The sequence below is a fragment of the Agrobacterium sp. RC10-4-1 genome, from assembly GCF_014138475.1.
Classification (GTDB): Bacteria; Pseudomonadota; Alphaproteobacteria; order Rhizobiales; family Rhizobiaceae; genus Agrobacterium; species Agrobacterium pusense.
Genome location: NZ_JACJIT010000005.1, coordinates 336,549 through 354,542, shown reverse-complemented (window position 1 = coordinate 354,542; position 17,994 = coordinate 336,549). Strand labels below are relative to the sequence as shown.

20 protein-coding genes are annotated in these 17,994 nt (G+C 61.1%); 12 read left to right on the top strand and 8 right to left on the bottom strand.

Going from position 1 to position 17,994, the window contains the following annotated elements; all coding sequences use genetic code 11:
- Positions 1-20: 20 nt before the first annotated feature.
- Positions 21-917, bottom strand: a complete 897-nt coding sequence (locus FHW77_RS16210; RefSeq protein WP_004440529.1) for a LysR family transcriptional regulator — start codon at positions 915-917, stop codon at positions 21-23.
- Between the two features lie 121 nt (positions 918-1,038).
- Between FHW77_RS16210 and FHW77_RS16205 the strand changes: the two genes are divergently transcribed.
- Genes FHW77_RS16205 through FHW77_RS16195 form a run of 3 tightly spaced genes read left to right on the top strand, consistent with a single transcriptional unit; the run spans position 1,039 to position 2,595 of the window.
- Entirely contained in the window at positions 1,039-1,761 is a 723-nt protein-coding gene (locus FHW77_RS16205; RefSeq protein ID WP_004440531.1) for an SDR family oxidoreductase, read from the top strand.
- A gap of 10 nt (positions 1,762-1,771) precedes the next feature.
- Positions 1,772-2,248 carry a carboxymuconolactone decarboxylase family protein gene (locus FHW77_RS16200; RefSeq protein ID WP_004440533.1) on the top strand — a complete coding sequence of 159 codons (477 nt, stop codon included), beginning with the start codon at positions 1,772-1,774 and terminating at the stop codon, positions 2,246-2,248.
- On the top strand, positions 2,245-2,595 hold the full coding sequence (locus FHW77_RS16195) for an Atu4866 domain-containing protein (RefSeq protein WP_004440535.1): 351 nt from the start codon (positions 2,245-2,247) through the stop codon (positions 2,593-2,595). The genes FHW77_RS16200 and FHW77_RS16195 overlap by 4 nt, the downstream gene beginning before the upstream one ends.
- A gap of 56 nt (positions 2,596-2,651) precedes the next feature.
- On the opposite strand, the gene FHW77_RS16190 is transcribed toward FHW77_RS16195, so the two are convergent.
- Positions 2,652-4,223: a helicase HerA-like C-terminal domain-containing protein gene (locus FHW77_RS16190; RefSeq protein ID WP_004440537.1), complete on the bottom strand. Its 1,572-nt coding sequence runs from the start codon at positions 4,221-4,223 to the stop codon at positions 2,652-2,654.
- Between the two features lie 312 nt (positions 4,224-4,535).
- On the opposite strand from FHW77_RS16190, the gene FHW77_RS16185 reads away from it, so the two are divergent.
- Positions 4,536-4,928: a hypothetical protein gene (locus FHW77_RS16185; RefSeq protein ID WP_004440538.1), complete on the top strand. Its 393-nt coding sequence runs from the start codon at positions 4,536-4,538 to the stop codon at positions 4,926-4,928.
- A 6-nt stretch (positions 4,929-4,934) separates the two neighbouring features.
- On the opposite strand, the gene FHW77_RS16180 is transcribed toward FHW77_RS16185, so the two are convergent.
- Positions 4,935-5,366 carry a winged helix-turn-helix transcriptional regulator gene (locus tag FHW77_RS16180; protein ID WP_004440539.1) on the bottom strand — a complete coding sequence of 144 codons (432 nt, stop codon included), beginning with the start codon at positions 5,364-5,366 and terminating at the stop codon, positions 4,935-4,937.
- A gap of 103 nt (positions 5,367-5,469) precedes the next feature.
- On the opposite strand from FHW77_RS16180, the gene FHW77_RS16175 reads away from it, so the two are divergent.
- From FHW77_RS16175 to FHW77_RS16165, 3 genes are all read left to right on the top strand, one after another.
- Positions 5,470-6,228: an SDR family oxidoreductase gene (locus FHW77_RS16175; protein ID WP_004440540.1), complete on the top strand. Its 759-nt coding sequence runs from the start codon at positions 5,470-5,472 to the stop codon at positions 6,226-6,228.
- Positions 6,229-6,298: 70 nt separating this feature from the next.
- Positions 6,299-7,141, top strand: a complete 843-nt coding sequence (locus FHW77_RS16170) for a helix-turn-helix transcriptional regulator (RefSeq protein ID WP_004440542.1) — start codon at positions 6,299-6,301, stop codon at positions 7,139-7,141.
- A 187-nt stretch (positions 7,142-7,328) separates the two neighbouring features.
- The gene (locus FHW77_RS16165; protein ID WP_004440543.1) at positions 7,329-7,940 is read left to right on the top strand and encodes a LysE family translocator; all 612 of its coding nucleotides are present in this window, start codon (positions 7,329-7,331) and stop codon (positions 7,938-7,940) included.
- A 24-nt stretch (positions 7,941-7,964) separates the two neighbouring features.
- Here FHW77_RS16165 and FHW77_RS16160 read toward each other — a convergent pair whose 3' ends face one another.
- Both FHW77_RS16160 and FHW77_RS16155 read right to left on the bottom strand, forming a co-directional pair.
- The gene (locus tag FHW77_RS16160) at positions 7,965-8,792 is read right to left on the bottom strand and encodes an aldo/keto reductase (protein WP_004440545.1); all 828 of its coding nucleotides are present in this window, start codon (positions 8,790-8,792) and stop codon (positions 7,965-7,967) included.
- Between the two features lie 111 nt (positions 8,793-8,903).
- Entirely contained in the window at positions 8,904-9,827 is a 924-nt protein-coding gene (locus tag FHW77_RS16155) for a bestrophin family protein (protein ID WP_004440547.1), read from the bottom strand.
- Between the two features lie 187 nt (positions 9,828-10,014).
- On the opposite strand from FHW77_RS16155, the gene FHW77_RS16150 reads away from it, so the two are divergent.
- Together FHW77_RS16150 and FHW77_RS16145 are read left to right on the top strand one after the other, a co-directional pair.
- Positions 10,015-10,719, top strand: a complete 705-nt coding sequence (locus FHW77_RS16150) for a helix-turn-helix transcriptional regulator (RefSeq protein ID WP_004440550.1) — start codon at positions 10,015-10,017, stop codon at positions 10,717-10,719.
- 48 nt (positions 10,720-10,767) lie between these two features.
- Entirely contained in the window at positions 10,768-11,136 is a 369-nt protein-coding gene (locus FHW77_RS16145; RefSeq protein ID WP_004440552.1) for a VOC family protein, read from the top strand.
- A 207-nt stretch (positions 11,137-11,343) separates the two neighbouring features.
- Here the strand turns inward: FHW77_RS16145 and tam are convergent, their stop codons facing one another.
- The gene (gene tam / locus FHW77_RS16140; RefSeq protein ID WP_004440553.1) at positions 11,344-12,114 is read right to left on the bottom strand and encodes a trans-aconitate 2-methyltransferase; all 771 of its coding nucleotides are present in this window, start codon (positions 12,112-12,114) and stop codon (positions 11,344-11,346) included.
- Positions 12,115-12,451: 337 nt separating this feature from the next.
- Here tam and FHW77_RS16135 point away from each other — a divergent pair, with 337 nt between their 5' ends.
- Positions 12,452-13,333, top strand: coding sequence for a branched-chain amino acid aminotransferase (locus tag FHW77_RS16135; protein WP_182590601.1), 882 nt, complete (start codon positions 12,452-12,454; stop codon positions 13,331-13,333).
- 166 nt (positions 13,334-13,499) lie between these two features.
- Positions 13,500-15,848 (top strand): methyl-accepting chemotaxis protein, encoded by a 2,349-nt coding sequence (locus FHW77_RS16130; RefSeq protein WP_034495901.1) that lies wholly within the window; start codon positions 13,500-13,502, stop codon positions 15,846-15,848.
- Between the two features lie 223 nt (positions 15,849-16,071).
- Here the strand turns inward: FHW77_RS16130 and FHW77_RS16125 are convergent, their stop codons facing one another.
- Complete coding sequence (locus tag FHW77_RS16125; protein ID WP_004440559.1) at positions 16,072-16,959, bottom strand: LysR family transcriptional regulator; 888 nt, start codon at positions 16,957-16,959, stop codon at positions 16,072-16,074.
- A gap of 96 nt (positions 16,960-17,055) precedes the next feature.
- Between FHW77_RS16125 and FHW77_RS16120 the strand changes: the two genes are divergently transcribed.
- Positions 17,056-17,598, top strand: a complete 543-nt coding sequence (locus FHW77_RS16120) for a GNAT family N-acetyltransferase (protein WP_004440561.1) — start codon at positions 17,056-17,058, stop codon at positions 17,596-17,598.
- Positions 17,599-17,604: 6 nt separating this feature from the next.
- Here the strand turns inward: FHW77_RS16120 and FHW77_RS16115 are convergent, their stop codons facing one another.
- The gene (locus FHW77_RS16115) at positions 17,605-17,949 is read right to left on the bottom strand and encodes a hypothetical protein (protein ID WP_004440563.1); all 345 of its coding nucleotides are present in this window, start codon (positions 17,947-17,949) and stop codon (positions 17,605-17,607) included.
- Positions 17,950-17,994 lie beyond the last annotated feature (45 nt).

The window sequence follows — 17,994 nt, the reverse complement described above, 5'->3', positions numbered from 1 at the left end:
CCGGGGCAACGTCCGGCAGATCATCGCTCTCTCGACAGGCGAACATGATCGATAAAGGCCCGCAGCTTCGGCGCAAGGTTGCGACGGCTGGGATAATAGAGATAAAACCCTGCGAAGCTGGGCGAATAGTCTTCCAGCATGGAAACAAGCTCTCCGCGCTCCAGATAGGGCCGGAATGTCTCTTCCATGCCAAAGGTAATGCCTGCACCGGCACAGGCGAGCTTGATCATCAGCTGCATGTCGTTGGTGGTGAAAGCAGGCTCCACCGCCACCGCAAACTCCCGGCCGCTTTCGGCAAATTCCCATCTATATGGCGCAATACCCGGACGAGGCCGCCAGCCGATACACCTGTGCTCGATCAGCTCGCGTGGCTGGTCGGGCAGGCCGAATCGGTCCCGGTAGGAAGGAGAACAGACGGCAAGCTGCCGCTGGGGAACTGATACCGGAACGGCAATCATATCCTGTTCGATAAGCTCTCCCAAACGCACGCCGGCATCATAATGCTCGGCGACAATATCGAATTCTTCATCCGTCACGACGATGTCGAGCTGCACTTCGGGATGTGCCTCGGCAAAGCTTGCTAGCAGAGGTCCCGACAAGAAACGTTCTGCAATGGACGACACCGCCAGCCGAAGCTGACCGCGCACCGTGCCGCCAAGCGATGAGGCTGCCTGCGCCGCCTGCGAGATCGCGCCTATGGAAGACGAGACATCAGCGTAAAGCTGCTGCCCCGCTTCCGTCAGGCTCACGCTGCGGGTGGTTCGTTGGACCAGCGCAATTCCCATTGTCTCCTCAAGCTTGCGGATGGTCTGGCTGACGGCGGAGCGGGTGACGCCCAGCCTGTCCGCGACGGCGCGAAAATTCCGTTCCTCGGCAACAAGGCAGAACGTTGAGACGGCATTGAGATCAATGTTCATTGGTTAGAAATTCTATCCATTGAGGTAACTATTAAGGCGGTTATCGCGACAATGCCTGAGCGCTATCTTCCCTGCAACGGTCGATTTCGAAAAAGCCGACCGTAACAGCAAGGAGATAGCCATGACATTGAACAAAGTTGTTCTCATCACGGGTGCATCGAGCGGGATAGGTGAAGGCATTGCGCGAGAGCTGGCCGCCGGCGGCGCAAAACTGGTGCTCGGCGCGCGCCGGCTGGATCGCCTTGAGGCGCTGGCCGAAGAACTGCGCGAGACAGGGGCTGAGGTCGTCGTCCATCCGCTTGACGTCATCGATAGGCACAGCGTCGAAGCCTTTGCCGAGGCAGGCCGCAAGGCGTTTGGCGAGATCGACGTCATCGTCAACAATGCCGGGATCATGCCGCTGTCGCTGATGTCGTCGCTCAAGGTCGATGAATGGGACCGCATGGTCGACGTCAACATCAAGGGCGTGCTTTATGGCGTCGCGGCCGTTCTGCCCGAGATGACCGCCCGCGCCTCGGGCCATATCATCAACATCGCTTCCATCGGTGCGCTCGCGGTTTCGCCAACGGCGGCCGTTTATTGCGCGACGAAATTTGCCGTGCGGGCGATTTCGGACGGGCTGCGTCAGGAAAACCGCGATCTGCGTGTCACCTGCATTCACCCCGGCGTGGTGGAAAGCGAACTCGCCCATACCATCACCGACCCGGCCGCCGCCGAACTGATGCAGAGCTACAGGGCCATCGCCCTGAAGCCGGACGCGATCGGCCGCGCGGTGCGCTACGCCATCGAACAGCCTGACGATGTGGACGTCAACGAAATCGTCGTCCGCCCAACGGCTGCCTGAGGAGATTGAGATGAAAGCCATTTTTTCAAGTGCACTTGCGATTGCAATGCTCGGTGGAAATGCCGCCGCGCTCGCAAATACGCAGTATCAGGATGACCGAATGAAACGCGGCGATGATGTCGTCCGCAGCCTCAACAATGGCCAGCCGCAAGCCAATCTGGAGCGCATGCGGCAGGAGTTTCCATTCCTGGCGCAGGCAACGGAGGGCTATGCCCTGGGCGAGGTCTGGTCGCGGTCGGGTCTGGACAACCGCACCCGCCAGCTGGCCGCCGTCGCTGTCATGGCGGCCCTTGGCGAGCGCGATCTGATGAAAGTCCATGCCGGTTATGCGCTGAATGTGGGCGCAACCGACGAGGAACTGAAGGAGATGATCTATCTCATCACCGTCCCGGCCGGTTTCCCAAAAGCCATCGCCGCATCACGCACGCTTGCGGAACTGTTCGAGGAGCGCCGCGCCAATGCCGCAACGGGAGTGGAGAGACAATGAACATCGTATCGACATCGGTTGCGCTCCTGCTTGCGGCGGCTTCCGCCGAAGGGGAGAACCGCAAATCTAGCAACGCCACGGAAGTGAACATGACCGAAAACGCGGAGATCCAGAACCATCCGTATGTCGGCATGTGGGTCACCGGCGATGGCCACGTTCGTCAGGAACTTCTGCCCAATGGCCGCTATGACGAGGCGCGGGGTAACCGCAAGAGCGCCTATCAGGGACGGTATGAGGTGAAGGGCAACCACATCGACTATTGGGACGACACCGGCTTTACGGCCGATGGCGAATTCGTGGACGACATTCTCTACCACGGCGGCATGATCTTCTACCGCGAGAAGTGATAACCACGCCAATCAAGCGCCGCCCGCTCCATCGAGAGCGGGCGGCGCGCCTGTTGCTATCGCTTCAAACTACCCAAAATCCCGCGCACGATGGCGCGGCCCACCGAAGTCGCGACCGAACGTGCAGCACTTTTCATCGCGGCCTCGATCACCGTTTCGCGCTGGTAGCCGGAACGGCGCGTGCCGCCGTTGCGTGAGCCGCTGGAATTTTGCGCAGGTTCGTCATCACCGAAGCCGGGCAGGCGCCAGCGGCCGGAGGCGTTGTCGGACTGGTTTTGGGCATTTTCTTCTTCAGCACGCTTCGCAGCCTCGGCCTCCGCCGCCTTCTGGGCACGGGCGGCAAGAATCTCGAAAGCCGATTCCCGGTCTATATCCCTGTCGTATTGGCCGGAGAGGGGGCTGAGATCGATCAGCGATTTGCGTTCCGCATCCGTCAGCGGTCCGACGCGGCCGGATGGTGGCCTGACGAGCGTGCGCTCGACGATGGAGGGCGCACCCTTGTCGTGCAGGGTGGAAATCAGCGCTTCACCCGTGCCGAGCGTGGTGATGGTATCTGCCGTGTTGAAGGCCGGGTTCTGTCGGAACGTATCGGCTGCCGTGCGCACGGCTTTCTGTTCGCGCGGCGTATAGGCGCGCAGCGCATGCTGCACGCGGTTGCCGAGCTGGGCAAGCACGGTCTCCGGCACGTCGAGCGGGTTCTGCGTCACGAAATAAACGCCAACGCCCTTGGAGCGGATGAGGCGCACGACCTGCTCCACACGCTCCACCAACACGCGCGGCGCATCGTTGAACAGCAGATGCGCTTCATCGAAGAAGAACACCAGACGCGGCTTTTCCGGATCGCCGACCTCGGGAAGCTCTTCGAAGAGTTCGGAGAGCATCCAGAGCAGGAAGGTGGCGTAAAGGCGCGGGTTCATCATCAGCTTGTCGGCGGCGAGAACCGAAACCGTGCCGCGCCCATCGGTGCCCACACGCATGATGTCGGCGATCTTCAACGCCGGCTCGCCGAAGAAATTGGCAGCGCCCTGCTGTTCGAGAACCAGCAGCCCGCGCTGCAGCGAACCGACCGAAGCCTTGGAAATCAGGCCGAACTGGTTGGAGAGTTCCGTTGCGTTTTCGCCCATATAGTTGAGGAGCGATTGCAGGTCTTTCAGATCGAGCAGCGGCAGCCCGCCCTGATCGGCGATCTTGAAGGCGATGTTGAGAACGCCTTCCTGCGCCTCGGAAGCATCCATCAGCCGGGCGAGCAGCAGCGGCCCCATTTCGGCGATGGTGGCACGCACGCGATGGCCTTTTTCGCCATAGAGATCCCAGAAGATGACAGGCGATTTGCCGTAGGAAAAATCGGTAAAGCCGATCTGTTCGGCGCGCTTCTGCACCCAGTCCTTCGCTTCGCCTTCGGCTGCGATTCCGGAAAGGTCACCCTTGATATCGGCGCAGAAGACCGGAACGCCGGCCTTCGAAAAACCTTCTGCCAGAACCTGCAACGTCACGGTCTTGCCCGTGCCTGTCGCGCCGGTGATGAGGCCGTGCCGGTTGCCGAATTTCAGTTCGAGATATTCGCCCTTGTTCAGGCTGTCATCCGGATTGCGGCTGGTGCCGATATAGAGCTGTCCGTCCTGCAACATCGACCAATTTCTCCTGCGGCTGAAACACGACCCCTAAAATCGCGGCGGATTTTGCAAAAGTCATGTCCGAATTAAAAGTGTTCCGGCATGATAGGGAGACTCCGGCAGGGAGCAGCCCTTTCATAGTTTGGTTGCGATGATCTTATAAGGACAGTTTCAAGGCGCAACAACTGCTTGATGGCGATGAAGAAAAAGCGCTTGATGAAAGTTGCCGCACCGCTCATGGCCGCTTGAATGCCGCATGAGATTGTTTTACGTTGACGTTAACGTCAGTTCGCAGAAGTTGACGTCGTTTTTCAACAGGAGGCAAGAATGAACGAAGTCGTGGATCAGATCGCCGCAAAGGCGGGGATCGACCCTGAACTGGCTGAAAAGGCCATTGGCATGATTCTCGGTTTTCTCCAGCGCGAGGCTGCCGACGGCCCGATCGCGCGGATGATCGAAGCCATTCCCGGCGCGAGCGATCTGGTGGCGCAGTATAATGGCGAAGGTGCCGGCGGCGGCGGTCTGCTCGGTGGCCTGATGAGCGCCATCGGCGGCGGCGGCATCATGGGGCTTGGCCAGCAGCTGATGAGCCAGGGCCTTGGCATGAGCGAGATTTCCACCCTCGCCAAGGAAACCATCGCCGCTGCCCGCCAGCATGCCGGCGATGAAACCGTCGATCAGGTGATCGCCTCGGTCCCGGGCCTCAGCCAGTTCGCCTGAGCCGGACTATTCCATCGCGGGGCGTGGCGGCTGTTCTTTGAACAGGCGCCGCGCCTCTTCTATTTCGGCATGGTGCGTTTCCGCCCATATCCACACCCCGCAAAAAGCGCTGCCCAGCGTGCGGCCAAGGTTCGTCAGGCCATAATCCACATGTGGGGGAATGACGGGATGCACCGTGCGGCGCACCAGCCCGTCGCTTTCCATCTGCCGCAGCGTCTTCGTCAGCATCTTCTGGCTGATATTGCCCACATGTTTGCCAATCTGCGTAAAGCGCAGCGTGCCGTGCTCTTCCAGCACTTCGAGAATGAGCATCGTCCATTTGTCGGCCACCTTGGCAATGATGTCCTGAACCAGCGCCTCTATTGCCGGATCTGTATCCGTCGGTGGCGGAACCTTGCGCCGGTTCTCGATGGCCGGGTCGGCTGCATGCCGCTTCATCTTACACTCTCCATTTGGTAAGTATAAATCTTTTGGGTGCCTACTTTCGATTGGAGAGTATCATAGCTAACTTCCTTTCAGCCAACAAGCAAAGGATGTTCCCATGAAAATCTCTGGCAATACCATTCTCATCACCGGCGGCGGTTCCGGCATCGGTCGTGCTCTGGCGGAGGCCTTTCACAAGGTCGGCAACAGGGTCATCATTTCCGGCCGGCGCAAGGCCGTGCTCGACGAGGTGACGGCCGCCAATCCCGGCATGGCCTCGATGGTGATGGATGCGACGGACGCGGCAGGCATCCGCGCTTTCGCAGAGGCTGTCGTAAAGGCCCATCCCACTCTCAACGCCGTTATCAACAATGCCGGCATCATGCGGCCGGAAGACATCGCGGCAGCCCCGGATTATCTGGACACGGCCGAAGAAACCATCGCCACCAATCTTCTTGCACCCATCCGCCTGACGGCGGCGCTTTTGCCGCATTTCCTCAAGCAACCCGCTGCGACGGTGCTGACGGTCTCCTCCGGCCTCGCCTTCGTGCCGATGGTGCTGACCCCCACCTACAGCGCCACCAAATCCGCCATTCATGCCTATTCGGTCGCTCTGCGCGAGCAGCTTGAAGAGACGCCGGTGGAAGTCATCGAAATCGTGCCGCCTTACGTGCAGACGACGCTGATGGGTGAGGGGCAGGCGAAGGATGAAAGAGCCATGCCGCTTGATGCCTTCATTGCCGAGGTCATGGATATCCTCGAAAATCGTCCGGACGAGAAGGAAGTGGTGGTGGAACGCTGCAAGCCGCTGCGGTTTGCAGCGCAGAACGGAAATTTCGATCAGGTCTTCGCCATGATCAACCATATGCATCCTTGAGCGGCAGCGTCTGTCGCATGGGGGCATCCTGTGATAGCGTCGCGCTCCTATCTGAGGAGTGCGCGCTTTCATGGCCCAAGGCCGGTTCCTGATGCCGAAAACCAGCATGCCCGGTGTCGTCGCCGTAGTGGCGGATAGCGATCGTTCTTTCCCACGCCATATGCATGATCAATTCGGTATCGGCGTCATCGAACGCGGCGCGCAGAAATCGCTTTCCGGCCGTGGCATGGTGGAAGCGGCCGCCGGTCAGGTCATCACCGTCAATCCCGGCGAGATACATGACGGTATCCCGCTCGGGGAGGGCGGCCGCGCCTGGCGGATGCTCTATCTCGACATCGATATCGTGCGCGATGTCATTGCCGATGTCTGTCAGAAGGATCGCGGCTTTTTCGAATTCGCCTATCCTGTTGATGCAAGGCCTTTGGCGGAGCGGTTCAACGCTGTCTTTTCCGCCGTCACTGCGAAGGAACGACCGGGCGAAACCCTGCACAGCGACGAGACCTTGCTGATGCTTCTGGCGGCTGCGATGGAGACGGCGGCTAAACCGCCCGTGGTGACCTCGCCCGACACCATCAGGCGCGCGAAAAGCAGCATCGATGACGACCCTGCCCACCCGTTCCGCCTTGCCGATCTGGCCGCGGAAGCCGGCATGAGCCAATTCCGTTTCCTGCGCGCCTTCGCAAAAGCAACCGGCCTGACGCCGCACAGCTATCTTCTCCAGCGGCGCGTCCATCTGGCCCGGCACGCGCTGGCCGGAGGTAAGCCGCCGGCCGAGGTTGCCTTCCTTGCCGGTTTTGCCGACCAGAGCCATCTGAACCGCGTTTTCGTGCGCCAGTTCGGGGTGACGCCGGCGGTTTACCGGGCGGCGACGGGCGGCGGATCGTCGCGCTCTTCCGTCGTCATGCCGGACTAGATCCGGCATCCAGCCATGGCGCGCCCGCGCCGTGAAAGAAGTCTTTCGTGGTCAAGGACTTGACCACGCTGGATCCCGGCTCGGGGGCCGGGGTGACGGTGTGCGGATTTGGCCCTGCAATTTCATCCAAGACAACGATCCTACGCACCCTCATGCTCCTGCCCTTCACCCACAGGAGAGACCCACCATGACACCCGAATTCCTCATCACATCCTTCATCGTTGCCGCCTCTCCGGGCACCGGCGTGGTATACACGCTGGCTGCCGGCCTTTCGCAGGGGGCGCGGGCGAGCGTCATTGCGGCCTTCGGCTGCACGCTCGGTATCGTGCCGCATCTGCTCGCCGCCATCACCGGTCTTGCCGCCATCCTGCACACCAGTGCGCTGGCCTTTAGCGTGGTCAAATATCTGGGGGTCGCCTATCTGCTCTACATGGCGTGGAACACGCTGCAGGAGAATGGCGCGCTGAAGATCAATGAGACGAGGCAGCCGCAAAAAGCCGCCCGCGTCATCGGTGAGGCGATCCTCATCAATCTGCTGAACCCGAAACTGTCGATCTTCTTTTTCGCCTTCCTGCCGCAGTTCATCGCCCAGGGCGAGCTTTCACCGACAGGCCGGATGATCGAGCTCGGGCTGGTCTTCATGGCTATGACCTTTCTGCTCTTTGCGCTTTACGGCTGTTTTGCCGCCTCGGTCCGGCAGCAGGTCGTTTCGCGTCCTGCGGTTCTCACCTGGCTAAGGCGCAGCTTCGCCGCCGCTTTCGTGGCGCTGGGTGCGAAGCTGGCCCTGACCGAGCGATGAGATCGGAGCGAATGACCGACCGCCTCAGTTGTCCCAGTCGGGCGCGAGGTGGCCGGGGCTGACAATGCGGCCATTTGGCTTTGCCAGCGCATGGATTGCCCGCATTTCTTCTTCCGAGAGCGCAAAATCGAAAATATTGAAATTCTCCTTGAGGCGGCTTTCCGTCGCCGTCTTGGAAAGCGCCACGATATCCGGCTGTTGTACCGCCCAGCGAAGGGTTACCTGCGCGGCGGTTTTGCCATGCCTCGCGCCGATATCCTTCAGAACAGGGTCGTTCGGCACCTTGCCGTCGGCCATCAGGTAATAGGCTGTCACCGACATGCCGTGCTTGCGCGCAGCCGCAATCACCTTGGTCTGGTCGAGATAGGGGTGATATTCGATCTGGTTGGTGGCAAGCGGCGTGTCGGACAGTTTCACCGCCTCGTCGGTCAGCGCCACGTTAAAGTTGGAAATGCCGATATTGCGCGCCTTTCCGGCCTTGCGCACCGCGTTCAGCGCGCCCATGCGCTCGGCAAGCGGCACATCGCTCTTTGGCCAGTGCAGCAGCAAAAGGTCGACATAGTCGGTCTTCAGCTTTGCAAGACTCTCATCAACGGAAGCGAGAAAATCGTCGTGGCGATAGCGGTCCACCCAGACCTTTGTGGTCAGGAATATATCGTGCCGGGAAATGCCCGACTTGGCGATGACTTCGCCCACGGCCCCTTCGTTCTTGTAAATCTGCGCGGTATCGACATGGCGGAAACCGAGCTTCAGCGCCTCCGGCAGAATGCGCCTGACATCGTCTTCCGGAATGCGGAAGGTGCCGAAACCGAGGGCGGGAATGTTCGCGCCATTTGCGCTGACGTCATACATGGGATGTCTCTCCTGTTTGCTGAAACATGGCCGGCGCGGGACGCCGGGGGCAGGGAAGCCGTCTTTCATTAACTGGTATCCGCACGATCGGTTTCAACCCGACGACGCCAGTCACATCAGCACGTAATCCACCGGACGCGGATCGGCCGGCAGGTCGGTATCGCCGATCGCCTCGCGCAGATTGATCTCGATTGTGGTGGCAAGGGCATTTATCGGCAGCGCGTTGAGGCCGGTGCCGAAGGGGTCCTCCAGCTCGTCGGACAGCGCATCGAGGCCGAAAAACGTATAGGCGATCAACGTACTCGTGAAAGGCGTCGCCCAGCCGAGCAGATCGGTGAAACCGAACGGCAGGAGAAGGCAGAAAAGATGCGCGGTCCGGTGCAGCAGCAGCGAATAACCGAAAGGAACCGGCGTGTGGCGAATGCGCTCGCACGAAGCCTGTGCGGCGCCCATCTGCTGCACGGTCGCATCCAGCATCTGCAACTGTATATCGCTGATCTGGCCTTTGCCATGAGCGGCGACGATGGCGCCGGAGATTTCGCGCAGCAGCATGTCCGGCCTGTTGCGGCTGCAGGCATAGGTCTGCGAAAGGTCCTCCGGAACGAGGTCGGTGGCGACCGTCGCATTCGCCGGACGCAGATGTGAGACCAGCGCGTGACAGAAGGCGATGACAAGATCGGTGATCCGTCTGCGGGTGACGGGATCGGCCACATCCTGCCGGCCTTCCAGCATCACGGTCTGGCGTGCCAGCGTGCGGGCCACGGTAATCAGAGCGCCCCACTGCTTGCGGGCTTCCCACCAGCGATCGTAACAGGCATTGGCGCGAAAACCGAGAAACACCGAAAGCGCGATGCCGAGCAGCGAGAACGGCGCTCCATTTAGCGCCGGCACCAGATCCGGGCGATCCTTGTGCGCCCAGACCACCAGCGTCGACAGCAGGAAAACCGCAAGCACCTGCGGAAAGATGCGGACGATGATGGAGCCGCGCACGATGAGGAAAAGCTGCAGCAGGTTCGGTTTTGGACGAACGATCATGGTGGAAACTCGAAATGCCTGTGGCGGGTGGGGGCGCGTGAAAATGCCCGACCCTATCTACATGCTGGCTACGCGGCCTTGTCCACCCTTTTTTGCGTGGTTGCGCACGGCGGCTGGCAGCGCTACGCGTCTATTGCGGGCATCGTCAATAGATGATCCGACCGTGCGGGGTGGAAGGAAATGTCGCGTGTCACGTTCACAACGGCTTCTTGATCTGTTGCAGATTCTTCGTTCCCACCGCATGCCGGTGAGTGGTGCAGCCCTTGCCGCGAAGACCGGCGTCAGCCTGCGCACGCTCTACCGTGATATGGCAACGCTTCAGGCGCAGGGCGCCGATATCGAGGGCGAAGCGGGCGTGGGTTATGTGCTGCGTCCCGGTTTCCTGCTGCCGCCGTTGATGTTTTCCCAGCACGAAATCGAGGCGCTGGTGCTCGGCTCGCGCTGGGTGGCGGGCCGCGCCGATGCCGGACTGGCGGAGGCTGCGCGCGCCGCACTCGTCAAGATCGGCGCCGTTCTGCCCGAAGCCCTGCGGGAGGAACTCGATCATTCCACCCTGCTTGTCGGTCCGGGGCAGGGGCTTGCGGCCATCCATGTCGATCTGGCGGCCATTCGCGATACGATTCGCAGGGAAAGCAGGGTCGTCATCACCTATCGCGACGAAAAGGGGGACGTGACGGAGCGGGTTATCTGGCCTTTTGCACTCGCTTTTTTCGATCTGGTGCGGGTGGTGCTGGGCTGGTGCGAGACACGGCAGGACTACCGCAGTTTCCGGGCTGACCGCATCGAAAGCTTTCGTCCCCTCGACGGCCGTTATTCGCGCCGCCGCCAGGTGCTGCTGAAAGAATGGCGCGAACGGGAAAAACAGCGGCGGCAACATGCTGACAAAAACTGACAGCATCGGGGTCTAGAAACCGTTCATCCGCAACACAGGAGAACAACCATGACCCACCCCGATTTCACCATTCTTTACGTCGATAATCCGCCGGCCAGCACCGAGTTCTACAAGGCCCTGCTGGGCGTTGATCCCGTCGAAGCCTCCCCGACATTTTCCCTCTTCGTCCTTGCCAACGGCATGAAGCTCGGCCTCTGGTCGCGGCACACGGTGGAACCGAAGGCATCCGTTACGGGCGGCGGCGTCGAACTCGCCTTCCGCGTCGAAAACGACCTTCAGGTGGAAGAGACTTTCGCGAGCTGGAAGGCAAGAGGCGTCGCCATGCTGCAGCAGCCAGCGAAAATGGAGTTCGGTTATACCTTCACGGCCGCCGACCCGGACAGCCATCGCCTCCGGGTCTATGCCTTCGCGAGCTGATGACAAGCGGCTTGGCCGGTTGGTCAAACAAAGCCATCCTCGTCCACGCACGCGGTATTCCGCACGCTCCAGTCGACGCGCGTCTGAGCGGCGGGGAGAGCCCTGTCAGCGCAAGGACTTGGGCTGGCTGGATTCCTGGGACAGGCACAGTAATGAGGGCGGTGGGGAGGCGTCCGCGTGTGACAATCGCACGTCGCATCTGATGCCCTACGTCTTGACCGCCACGACAAAAAGGCGGGGAAACCGCAGAAGCAACCGGCCATCCGCCATCGGCGGATAGGCCTCCCTAATACGCCGCGTATAGTCGGCGAGGAAGGCTTCGCGGTTCTCCTCGCCGGCGGCGGCGAGATAGGGGCGCAGCCCCGTGCCCTTCACCCATTCGACAATGCTATCCGCATCTTTCATCGGGTGATTATAGATCGTGTGCCACACATCCACCCGCACGGATTTCGGTGAAAGCGCATTGAAATAATCCGACGGTGCGGGCAGGGGTTTGCGCCGCAACCGGCCATCGGAAAAAGTCTGTTTCCATGGGCCTTCGTCACCTGTCTCATGCATCGCGATATGCGTCGGCTCCTGCAGATTGTCAGGCATCTGCACGGCCAGAACGCCGCCGCTTTCCAGCTGGTCCATCAGTTGCGAAAGAATGGCGAGATGATCCGGCACCCACTGGAAAACGGCATTGGCGTAAAGCAGGTCCGCCTTCTGCGCCGGTTTCCAATGCGCGAGGTCGGCCTTGCCGAAGCGGGTGGTCGGCAGCCGGTCTGCTGCCTTCGCCAGCATATCATCATCGCTATCAATACCGGTGATGACATTGACGCCGTAACGGTCGGTCAGAAGCTCGGTGGAATTGCCGGGACCGCAACCGAGGTCATAGCCGTTCAGCACCCGCTCCAGCGGCACCTGGGCCAGGAGATCCCGCGCCGGGCGCGTCCGCTCGTCTTCGAATTTCAGATATTGCTGTGCGGACCATGCCATGATTTTTCTCCTGCGGACTGCCGTCAGATCGTCAGCATCGCATGGGCGAAATCGCCCCGCCATCATTCAATCGATGAATTATTGTGATGAATCTATTCACCAACCTTTTGTTTCGCCTCATAAAACATCCCGGCGGGGCCGCTGCTTTGTTATTTTCCATCAAAATCAGAAATCGCGGCAATTAAAACTTGACCTCATTGAGGGAGAGGCATTCACTCCGGCCGATTTCCCGCACATGCCCGGTTGCGCGCGCACAGCGTTCCTCATCCGGCAATGCATCAGAACAAAAAGACGGAGCGTTTTTACCGAACGGAAACGCTCGAGACAGGAGACCATCATGAGCGTCGATACCGCACCCCGATCAACCACCTGGACCTATGTTGACGGTCAATGGCTGCCTGGCAATCCGCCGCTCATCGGGCCAACCTCGCATGCCATGTGGCTGGCCTCTACGGTATTCGATGGTGCACGCTGGTTCGATGGCGTCGCGCCTGATCTTGATCTGCACTGCCAGCGCGTCAATCGCTCTGCCGTCAACATGGGCATGGAGCCGACCATGACCGCCGAGGAAATCGAGGCCCTGGCGCTCGAGGGCGTGAAGAAATTCGACGGCAAGATGGCGATCTACATCAAGCCGATGTACTGGGCCGAACACGGCATGCCCGGCAGCGTCGTTGCACCGGATGCCAGTTCCACCCGGTTTGCGCTCTGCCTTTTCGAAGCGCCGATGGACGCCGGCAAGCCGCTGACGCTCACCGTCTCGCCGCTGCGCCGCCCCTCGCCGGAAACGGCAATGACGGACGCGAAGGCAGGCAGCCTTTATCCGAATAGCGGCCGCGCGATTCTGGAAGCGCGCTCACGCGGTTTCGACAACGCCCTGATGCGGGACATGAACGGAAATGTCGCGGAGTCGGCCTCCGCCAACATCTTCATGGTCAAGGACGGCGTCGTTCTCACGCCGGTCCCGAACCGTACCTTCCTTGCCGGCATCACCCGTTCACGCGTGATCGGTCTTCTGCGCCAGGCCGGTTTTGACGTGCGGGAAGCGACGCTTTCGGTTGAGGATTTCCGTGAGGCCGACGAAATCTTCTGCTCCGGCAACTATTCCAAGGTTTCGCCTGTCGTGAAGCTCGACGACCGCGAGCTGCAGGCCGGCCCGGTCGCCCGCAAGGCGCTTGATCTTTACATGGAATGGGCACGTCTCGGCGCAGACGTCTGAATTCTGCATCTATTCGCGTGAAACGGCCATGACAGACATTCGTTCGGTCATGGCCATTTTTTTGCGATGCAAAAAAACCCTGAAAACAGGGGGTAATTTAATCCAATTTTAGAAAACAGAATTGTAGCTTGCGACATCTTCACTTCCGGGCAGCGGGGGCCGCCAGATGTCTTTCAGCATTCGAAATGTACTTGTAGGTTTTTTTCTCACCATCAGCCTTGCACTTGCCGGTTTGGTCGGCAACGAAGCCTGGCGCTCGGTCAATCGCGCCAGCGCCTTTTCTGAGGTTGCGCAGCTTGTCGCGCTCGACAAGCTTCTCTTCAACGCGCTTCTGAATTTCCGCAGTGAGCGCGGCGACAGCGCCACCGCGCTCACTGTCGATCCTTCGAAATCGGCGGGCAGCGTCGCCAGCGTGCAGGCGGCGCGTCAGAAGGTGGATGCCGCCATGACGGCCTTTATCGCGCAGTCTCCGTCGATTGCAGATGCGAAGCTCCAGGGGCCGCTCAAGCGCGTGAGCGATGTCTACGCACAGTTCGTCGACCTGCGAAAGAAGGTGGACGCCAATATTTCCCAGCCGCTTGATCGGCGCGAAAACGGCCTCGACAAGACCGTGATGACGCTGGGCGCCGATTTCCTTGCGTCTCTCGAAGCCGGCTCGACTGCGCTGGAAGGCGCCGTCCGTTCGCTGGATCAGGGCCAGACAGGCCTCATCCAGCTGCGATCCTACGGCTGGTCCGCCCGTGCGCTTGGCGGCAGCGCCACCGTTGTCCTCAACGCTGCTGTGGCGCAGAACCGTCCTCTTACCGCCCAGGAAATGCAGCAGCTCGGCGCCTTCGATGCCGGCGCGGCTTTCGCGTGGAAAGCAACGGGCGATCTCGTGGCGCATGAATCGGCGCCGCAATCGCTCAAGGACATCTACGCCACTGCGGACAAGACTTATTTCAAAGGCGATTTCAACGCCCAGCGAACCAAGCTCATCGAAGACCTGAACAATGGCCGCACGCCGTCCTTTACCATGGATAGCTGGCGCACCACCGTCACGGAAAATCTCGGCACGATTGCCAAGATCGCTTCTGCCGCCATGGACGTGCTGGATGCCAACGCCGAGAAGGCGAAACAGGAAGCCTTCACCGATGCGGTGATCTTTCTCGCGGTCTTCGTGGTCACGCTCGCCCTCTGCATTGTCTCGCTCGCCGTCATCGTCGGCCGCGTCACCCGGCCGATCAGCCGGCTGACCAATGCCATGATGGCACTGTCGGGTGGCAATCTCGCAATCGATATCGCTGGCGCAAAACGCGGTGACGAGATCGGCGAGATGGCCCGGGCCGTGGAAGTTTTCCGTGAGGCCGCCATCCGCAATCGGCAGCTGGAGGCGGATGCCGTCGCAAACCGGGAACAGGCCGAACGCGACCGCATCGAGCTGCAGCAGCGTGCCGAGGCCGAAGCCGAAGCACGGCTCAACCAGGCGACGGGTTCGCTGGCAGGCGGCCTGCGCCGCCTCGCCTCGGGCGATATGCTCTGCGAGATCGCCACGCCATTCGCGCCGCAATTCGAGGCGCTACGGCACGATTTCAACAGCTCCGTGCACCAGCTTCGCGAAGCGCTGACCAGCGTCGGCCAGTCCGTGCAGACGGTGAATGGCGGCGCACACGAGGTGTCGTCGGCATCCGACGATCTTTCCCGCCGCACCGAACAGCAGGCCGCCTCCCTGGAAGAGACAGCCGCCGCGCTGGAAGAGATCACCGCCAACGTGTCCGCCACGTCCAAACGCGCCGGCGAAGCGCGCGACACGGTACGGGAAGCGCGGACGAAGGCCGATCTTTCCGGCAAGGTGGTGCGCGATGCCGTTGCCGCCATGGAACGCATCGAACATTCCTCGCGTCAGATCGGTCAGATCATCGGCGTGATCGATGAGATCGCCTTCCAGACCAACCTTCTGGCGCTGAATGCCGGCGTTGAAGCGGCGAGGGCGGGCGATGCCGGCAAGGGCTTTGCCGTCGTTGCACAGGAGGTGCGCGAACTGGCGCAGCGCTCCGCCAATGCGGCCAAGGAAATCAAGCAGCTCATCAATACGTCAGCCGTTGCGGTGGGCGAAGGCGTGAAGCTGGTGGCCGATACCGGCGTCGGGCTTTCCGAGATCGAGCAGCTGGTGCTTTCCGTCAACAGCCACATGGACGCCATCGCGACGGCAGCACAGGAACAGTCTGCCGGCCTTTCCGAGGTCAACACCGCCGTCAACCACATGGATCAGGCCACGCAGCAGAATGCTGCCATGGTCGAGGAAATGAATGCGGCCGGTGCGGGGCTCGCACAGGAATGCGCCAACCTCCAGGCGCTGCTGGCGCAGTTCCAGCTTGGCCACCAGACCTCGGCCCTGCGGGAGACGGCGCGGCAGATGCAGCGCGCTGCAAGCCCGGCCCCTGCGCCGGTCACCTCCGCCCCGAAAGCCCGCCCGATCGCTGCACGCGGCAATGCGGCACTGGCCGTGAAGGGTGACGACTGGACGGAGTTTTGAGTTTCGCCGGCGAGGCCCGCGTCATCAAAGGGCGCGGGCAATGTTGTTACCGAGGCTTCCCCCTCGCGACGTCATCCTCGGGCTCGTCGCGAGGATCTGCAACCGATTGATTTGTGGACGTGCTCAGATCTTTGGGACGAGCCCAAAGGATGACGTTGATTAAATGCGCACTATCGCTATCGGCTCCGATGGTCTGACCTGTGCCCAAAAACCGGCGCGGGCCTCATCCCTTCCGCACATCCTCCAGCGCAGCGGCAAGCGCCCTCAGCGGCGCCGTCATATGTTTGTCGCGGCGCATGGCCAGCGCGATCCGGCGTTCGAGCGGCGGCTCGAGCGAACGCCACTCGAGCCCAGATGAGGTGGCTTCCTGCTCCACCGCCATCCTTGGCACGATGGCGAGCCCAAGCCCGGCCCCGGCCAGTTTCTTGATGGCTTCGACGCTGCCGAGTTCCATCGTGGGCTGCACGGTGCGGCCGCTTGCAGCGAACCATTGATCCACCAGCTTGCGCGTATTGCCACCCTCGTAGAGCAGCAACGGCTTTGTCGAAAGCATGTCGGCGGTCAGCGTCGTCGTGGCTGCAATCATGTCGCGGGGAAATACCCCGACCAGCTCATCGAAATGGATATCGCTGATATCGAGGCTGCGGCCGCTGGCGGGCAGGGCCACCACGGCGGCGTCGATCGTGTTGGCCTCCAGAAGCCGCAGGATATCGTGGGTATTGCCCGTCTGCACCACGATCTCGATGCCGGGCATGGCTGCGCGAATACGCCCCAGAACCGGCGGCAGGAGATAGATGCAGGCGGTGGCGCCCGTGCCGATGCGCAGGCGTCCCGTCACCCCGCTGCGATGCGGCGCGACCGTATCGATGGCGTGCGCCACCTCTTCTGCAATCCGCCTTGCATGAATGAGGAAGTAGCGGCCCGCCGCCGTCGGCTGGGCGCGCCTGCCCACCCTCTCGATCAGCCGCACGCCCAGCTGTTTTTCAAGCAGCCTGATGTGCAGGCTGATGGCCGGCTGCGTCACTCCGGCCTTGTCGGCGGCGGCGGAAAAGCTGCCGAGATCGGCCACATCCATGAAACTTCTTACTTGCCGAAGGTCGAGATCCATCATCAAAGAAAACCTTATCGTTTGTATAAGTCAGATAATCTTTATTTTGGCTGCGCCGCAATGCACAATGACGGCGTGAATGATCCGCAGGACAAGAGAATGACCCTTTCCACCGTTTCCAGCCTTCTGATCCGCCCCTGTGAAGAGGCGGATATCCCAGCCATTACCGAAATTTACCGGGACGCCGTTTTGCATGGCCGCGCCAGCTTCGAGATCGATCCGCCAACGGCGGAAACGATGGCTGAGCGCCGCCGCCTTCTGGTGGAGGGCAATTTCCCCTATCTCGTCGCTGAGCGTGAAGGCAAGGTGGCGGGATATGCCTATGCCGGGGCTTATCGCGCCCGCCCGGCCTATGGCGCGACGGTTGAGGATTCCGTTTACATCGACCCTTCGATGAAAGGCATGGGTATTGGCCGCAAGCTGCTCGACGCGCTCATCAAGGAGGCGACCGTGCGCGGCTTCCGGCAGATGATCGCCGTCATCGGCGACAGCGCAAATGCGGCTTCGGTCGGCGTGCATCGCGCCGCCGGTTTCGAGCACGTCGGAACCTTCAAATCCATCGGCTGGAAACACGGTCAATGGCTGGACACGGTGCTGATGCAGCGCGCACTGGGCGAGGGCGATACCACGCCGCGTTTCTGACCCGCGTCAGGGCTTGGTGGAGCCGGGAATTTCCACCTTCAGCGTATCGCCGGCAAGTTCGCTGCCGAGTTCCACGGCCTTTGTCTTCTTGTCATAGACGCAGATATGGCTGACCGTCACATCCGCGCCCTTTGCCCTGCCGGTCAGGATGGCAAGACCGTAATTCTCGCTGCCAACGGGATCGACGACCGCCTTGGCGTCGTCGATCATGTCTCCGGCTGCGGCAAGACAGGCAGTCTGCACATCCGCCACGAATTCCTTCCACGCATCGTCCGAAGATGCGGACGCAGGCAGGACAGCCGACGAGACGGCAACAAGGAGGGCGGCTGTGTGGATCATCGGGCGTATCATGGAATTTCCTTCCTGCAATCTCGATCAAAAGCGAACCGATAGGGT

Excerpts from the sequence above, each read along its gene's own strand:
- FHW77_RS16210 (WP_004440529.1), bottom strand. The coding sequence starts at position 917 with ATGAACATTGATCTCAATGCCGTCTCAACGTTCTGCCTTGTTGCCGAG.
- FHW77_RS16205 (WP_004440531.1), top strand. The coding sequence starts at position 1,039 with ATGACATTGAACAAAGTTGTTCTCATCACGGGTGCATCGAGCGGGATA.
- FHW77_RS16200 (WP_004440533.1), top strand. The coding sequence starts at position 1,772 with ATGAAAGCCATTTTTTCAAGTGCACTTGCGATTGCAATGCTCGGTGGA.
- FHW77_RS16195 (WP_004440535.1), top strand. The coding sequence starts at position 2,245 with ATGAACATCGTATCGACATCGGTTGCGCTCCTGCTTGCGGCGGCTTCC.
- FHW77_RS16190 (WP_004440537.1), bottom strand. The coding sequence starts at position 4,223 with ATGTTGCAGGACGGACAGCTCTATATCGGCACCAGCCGCAATCCGGAT.
- FHW77_RS16185 (WP_004440538.1), top strand. The coding sequence starts at position 4,536 with ATGAACGAAGTCGTGGATCAGATCGCCGCAAAGGCGGGGATCGACCCT.
- FHW77_RS16180 (WP_004440539.1), bottom strand. The coding sequence starts at position 5,366 with ATGAAGCGGCATGCAGCCGACCCGGCCATCGAGAACCGGCGCAAGGTT.
- FHW77_RS16175 (WP_004440540.1), top strand. The coding sequence starts at position 5,470 with ATGAAAATCTCTGGCAATACCATTCTCATCACCGGCGGCGGTTCCGGC.
- FHW77_RS16170 (WP_004440542.1), top strand. The coding sequence starts at position 6,299 with ATGGCCCAAGGCCGGTTCCTGATGCCGAAAACCAGCATGCCCGGTGTC.
- FHW77_RS16165 (WP_004440543.1), top strand. The coding sequence starts at position 7,329 with ATGACACCCGAATTCCTCATCACATCCTTCATCGTTGCCGCCTCTCCG.
- FHW77_RS16160 (WP_004440545.1), bottom strand. The coding sequence starts at position 8,792 with ATGTATGACGTCAGCGCAAATGGCGCGAACATTCCCGCCCTCGGTTTC.
- FHW77_RS16155 (WP_004440547.1), bottom strand. The coding sequence starts at position 9,827 with ATGATCGTTCGTCCAAAACCGAACCTGCTGCAGCTTTTCCTCATCGTG.
- FHW77_RS16145 (WP_004440552.1), top strand. The coding sequence starts at position 10,768 with ATGACCCACCCCGATTTCACCATTCTTTACGTCGATAATCCGCCGGCC.
- tam (WP_004440553.1), bottom strand. The coding sequence starts at position 12,114 with ATGGCATGGTCCGCACAGCAATATCTGAAATTCGAAGACGAGCGGACG.
- FHW77_RS16135 (WP_182590601.1), top strand. The coding sequence starts at position 12,452 with ATGAGCGTCGATACCGCACCCCGATCAACCACCTGGACCTATGTTGAC.
- FHW77_RS16130 (WP_034495901.1), top strand. The coding sequence starts at position 13,500 with ATGTCTTTCAGCATTCGAAATGTACTTGTAGGTTTTTTTCTCACCATC.
- FHW77_RS16125 (WP_004440559.1), bottom strand. The coding sequence starts at position 16,959 with ATGATGGATCTCGACCTTCGGCAAGTAAGAAGTTTCATGGATGTGGCC.
- FHW77_RS16120 (WP_004440561.1), top strand. The coding sequence starts at position 17,056 with ATGACCCTTTCCACCGTTTCCAGCCTTCTGATCCGCCCCTGTGAAGAG.
- FHW77_RS16115 (WP_004440563.1), bottom strand. The coding sequence starts at position 17,949 with ATGATACGCCCGATGATCCACACAGCCGCCCTCCTTGTTGCCGTCTCG.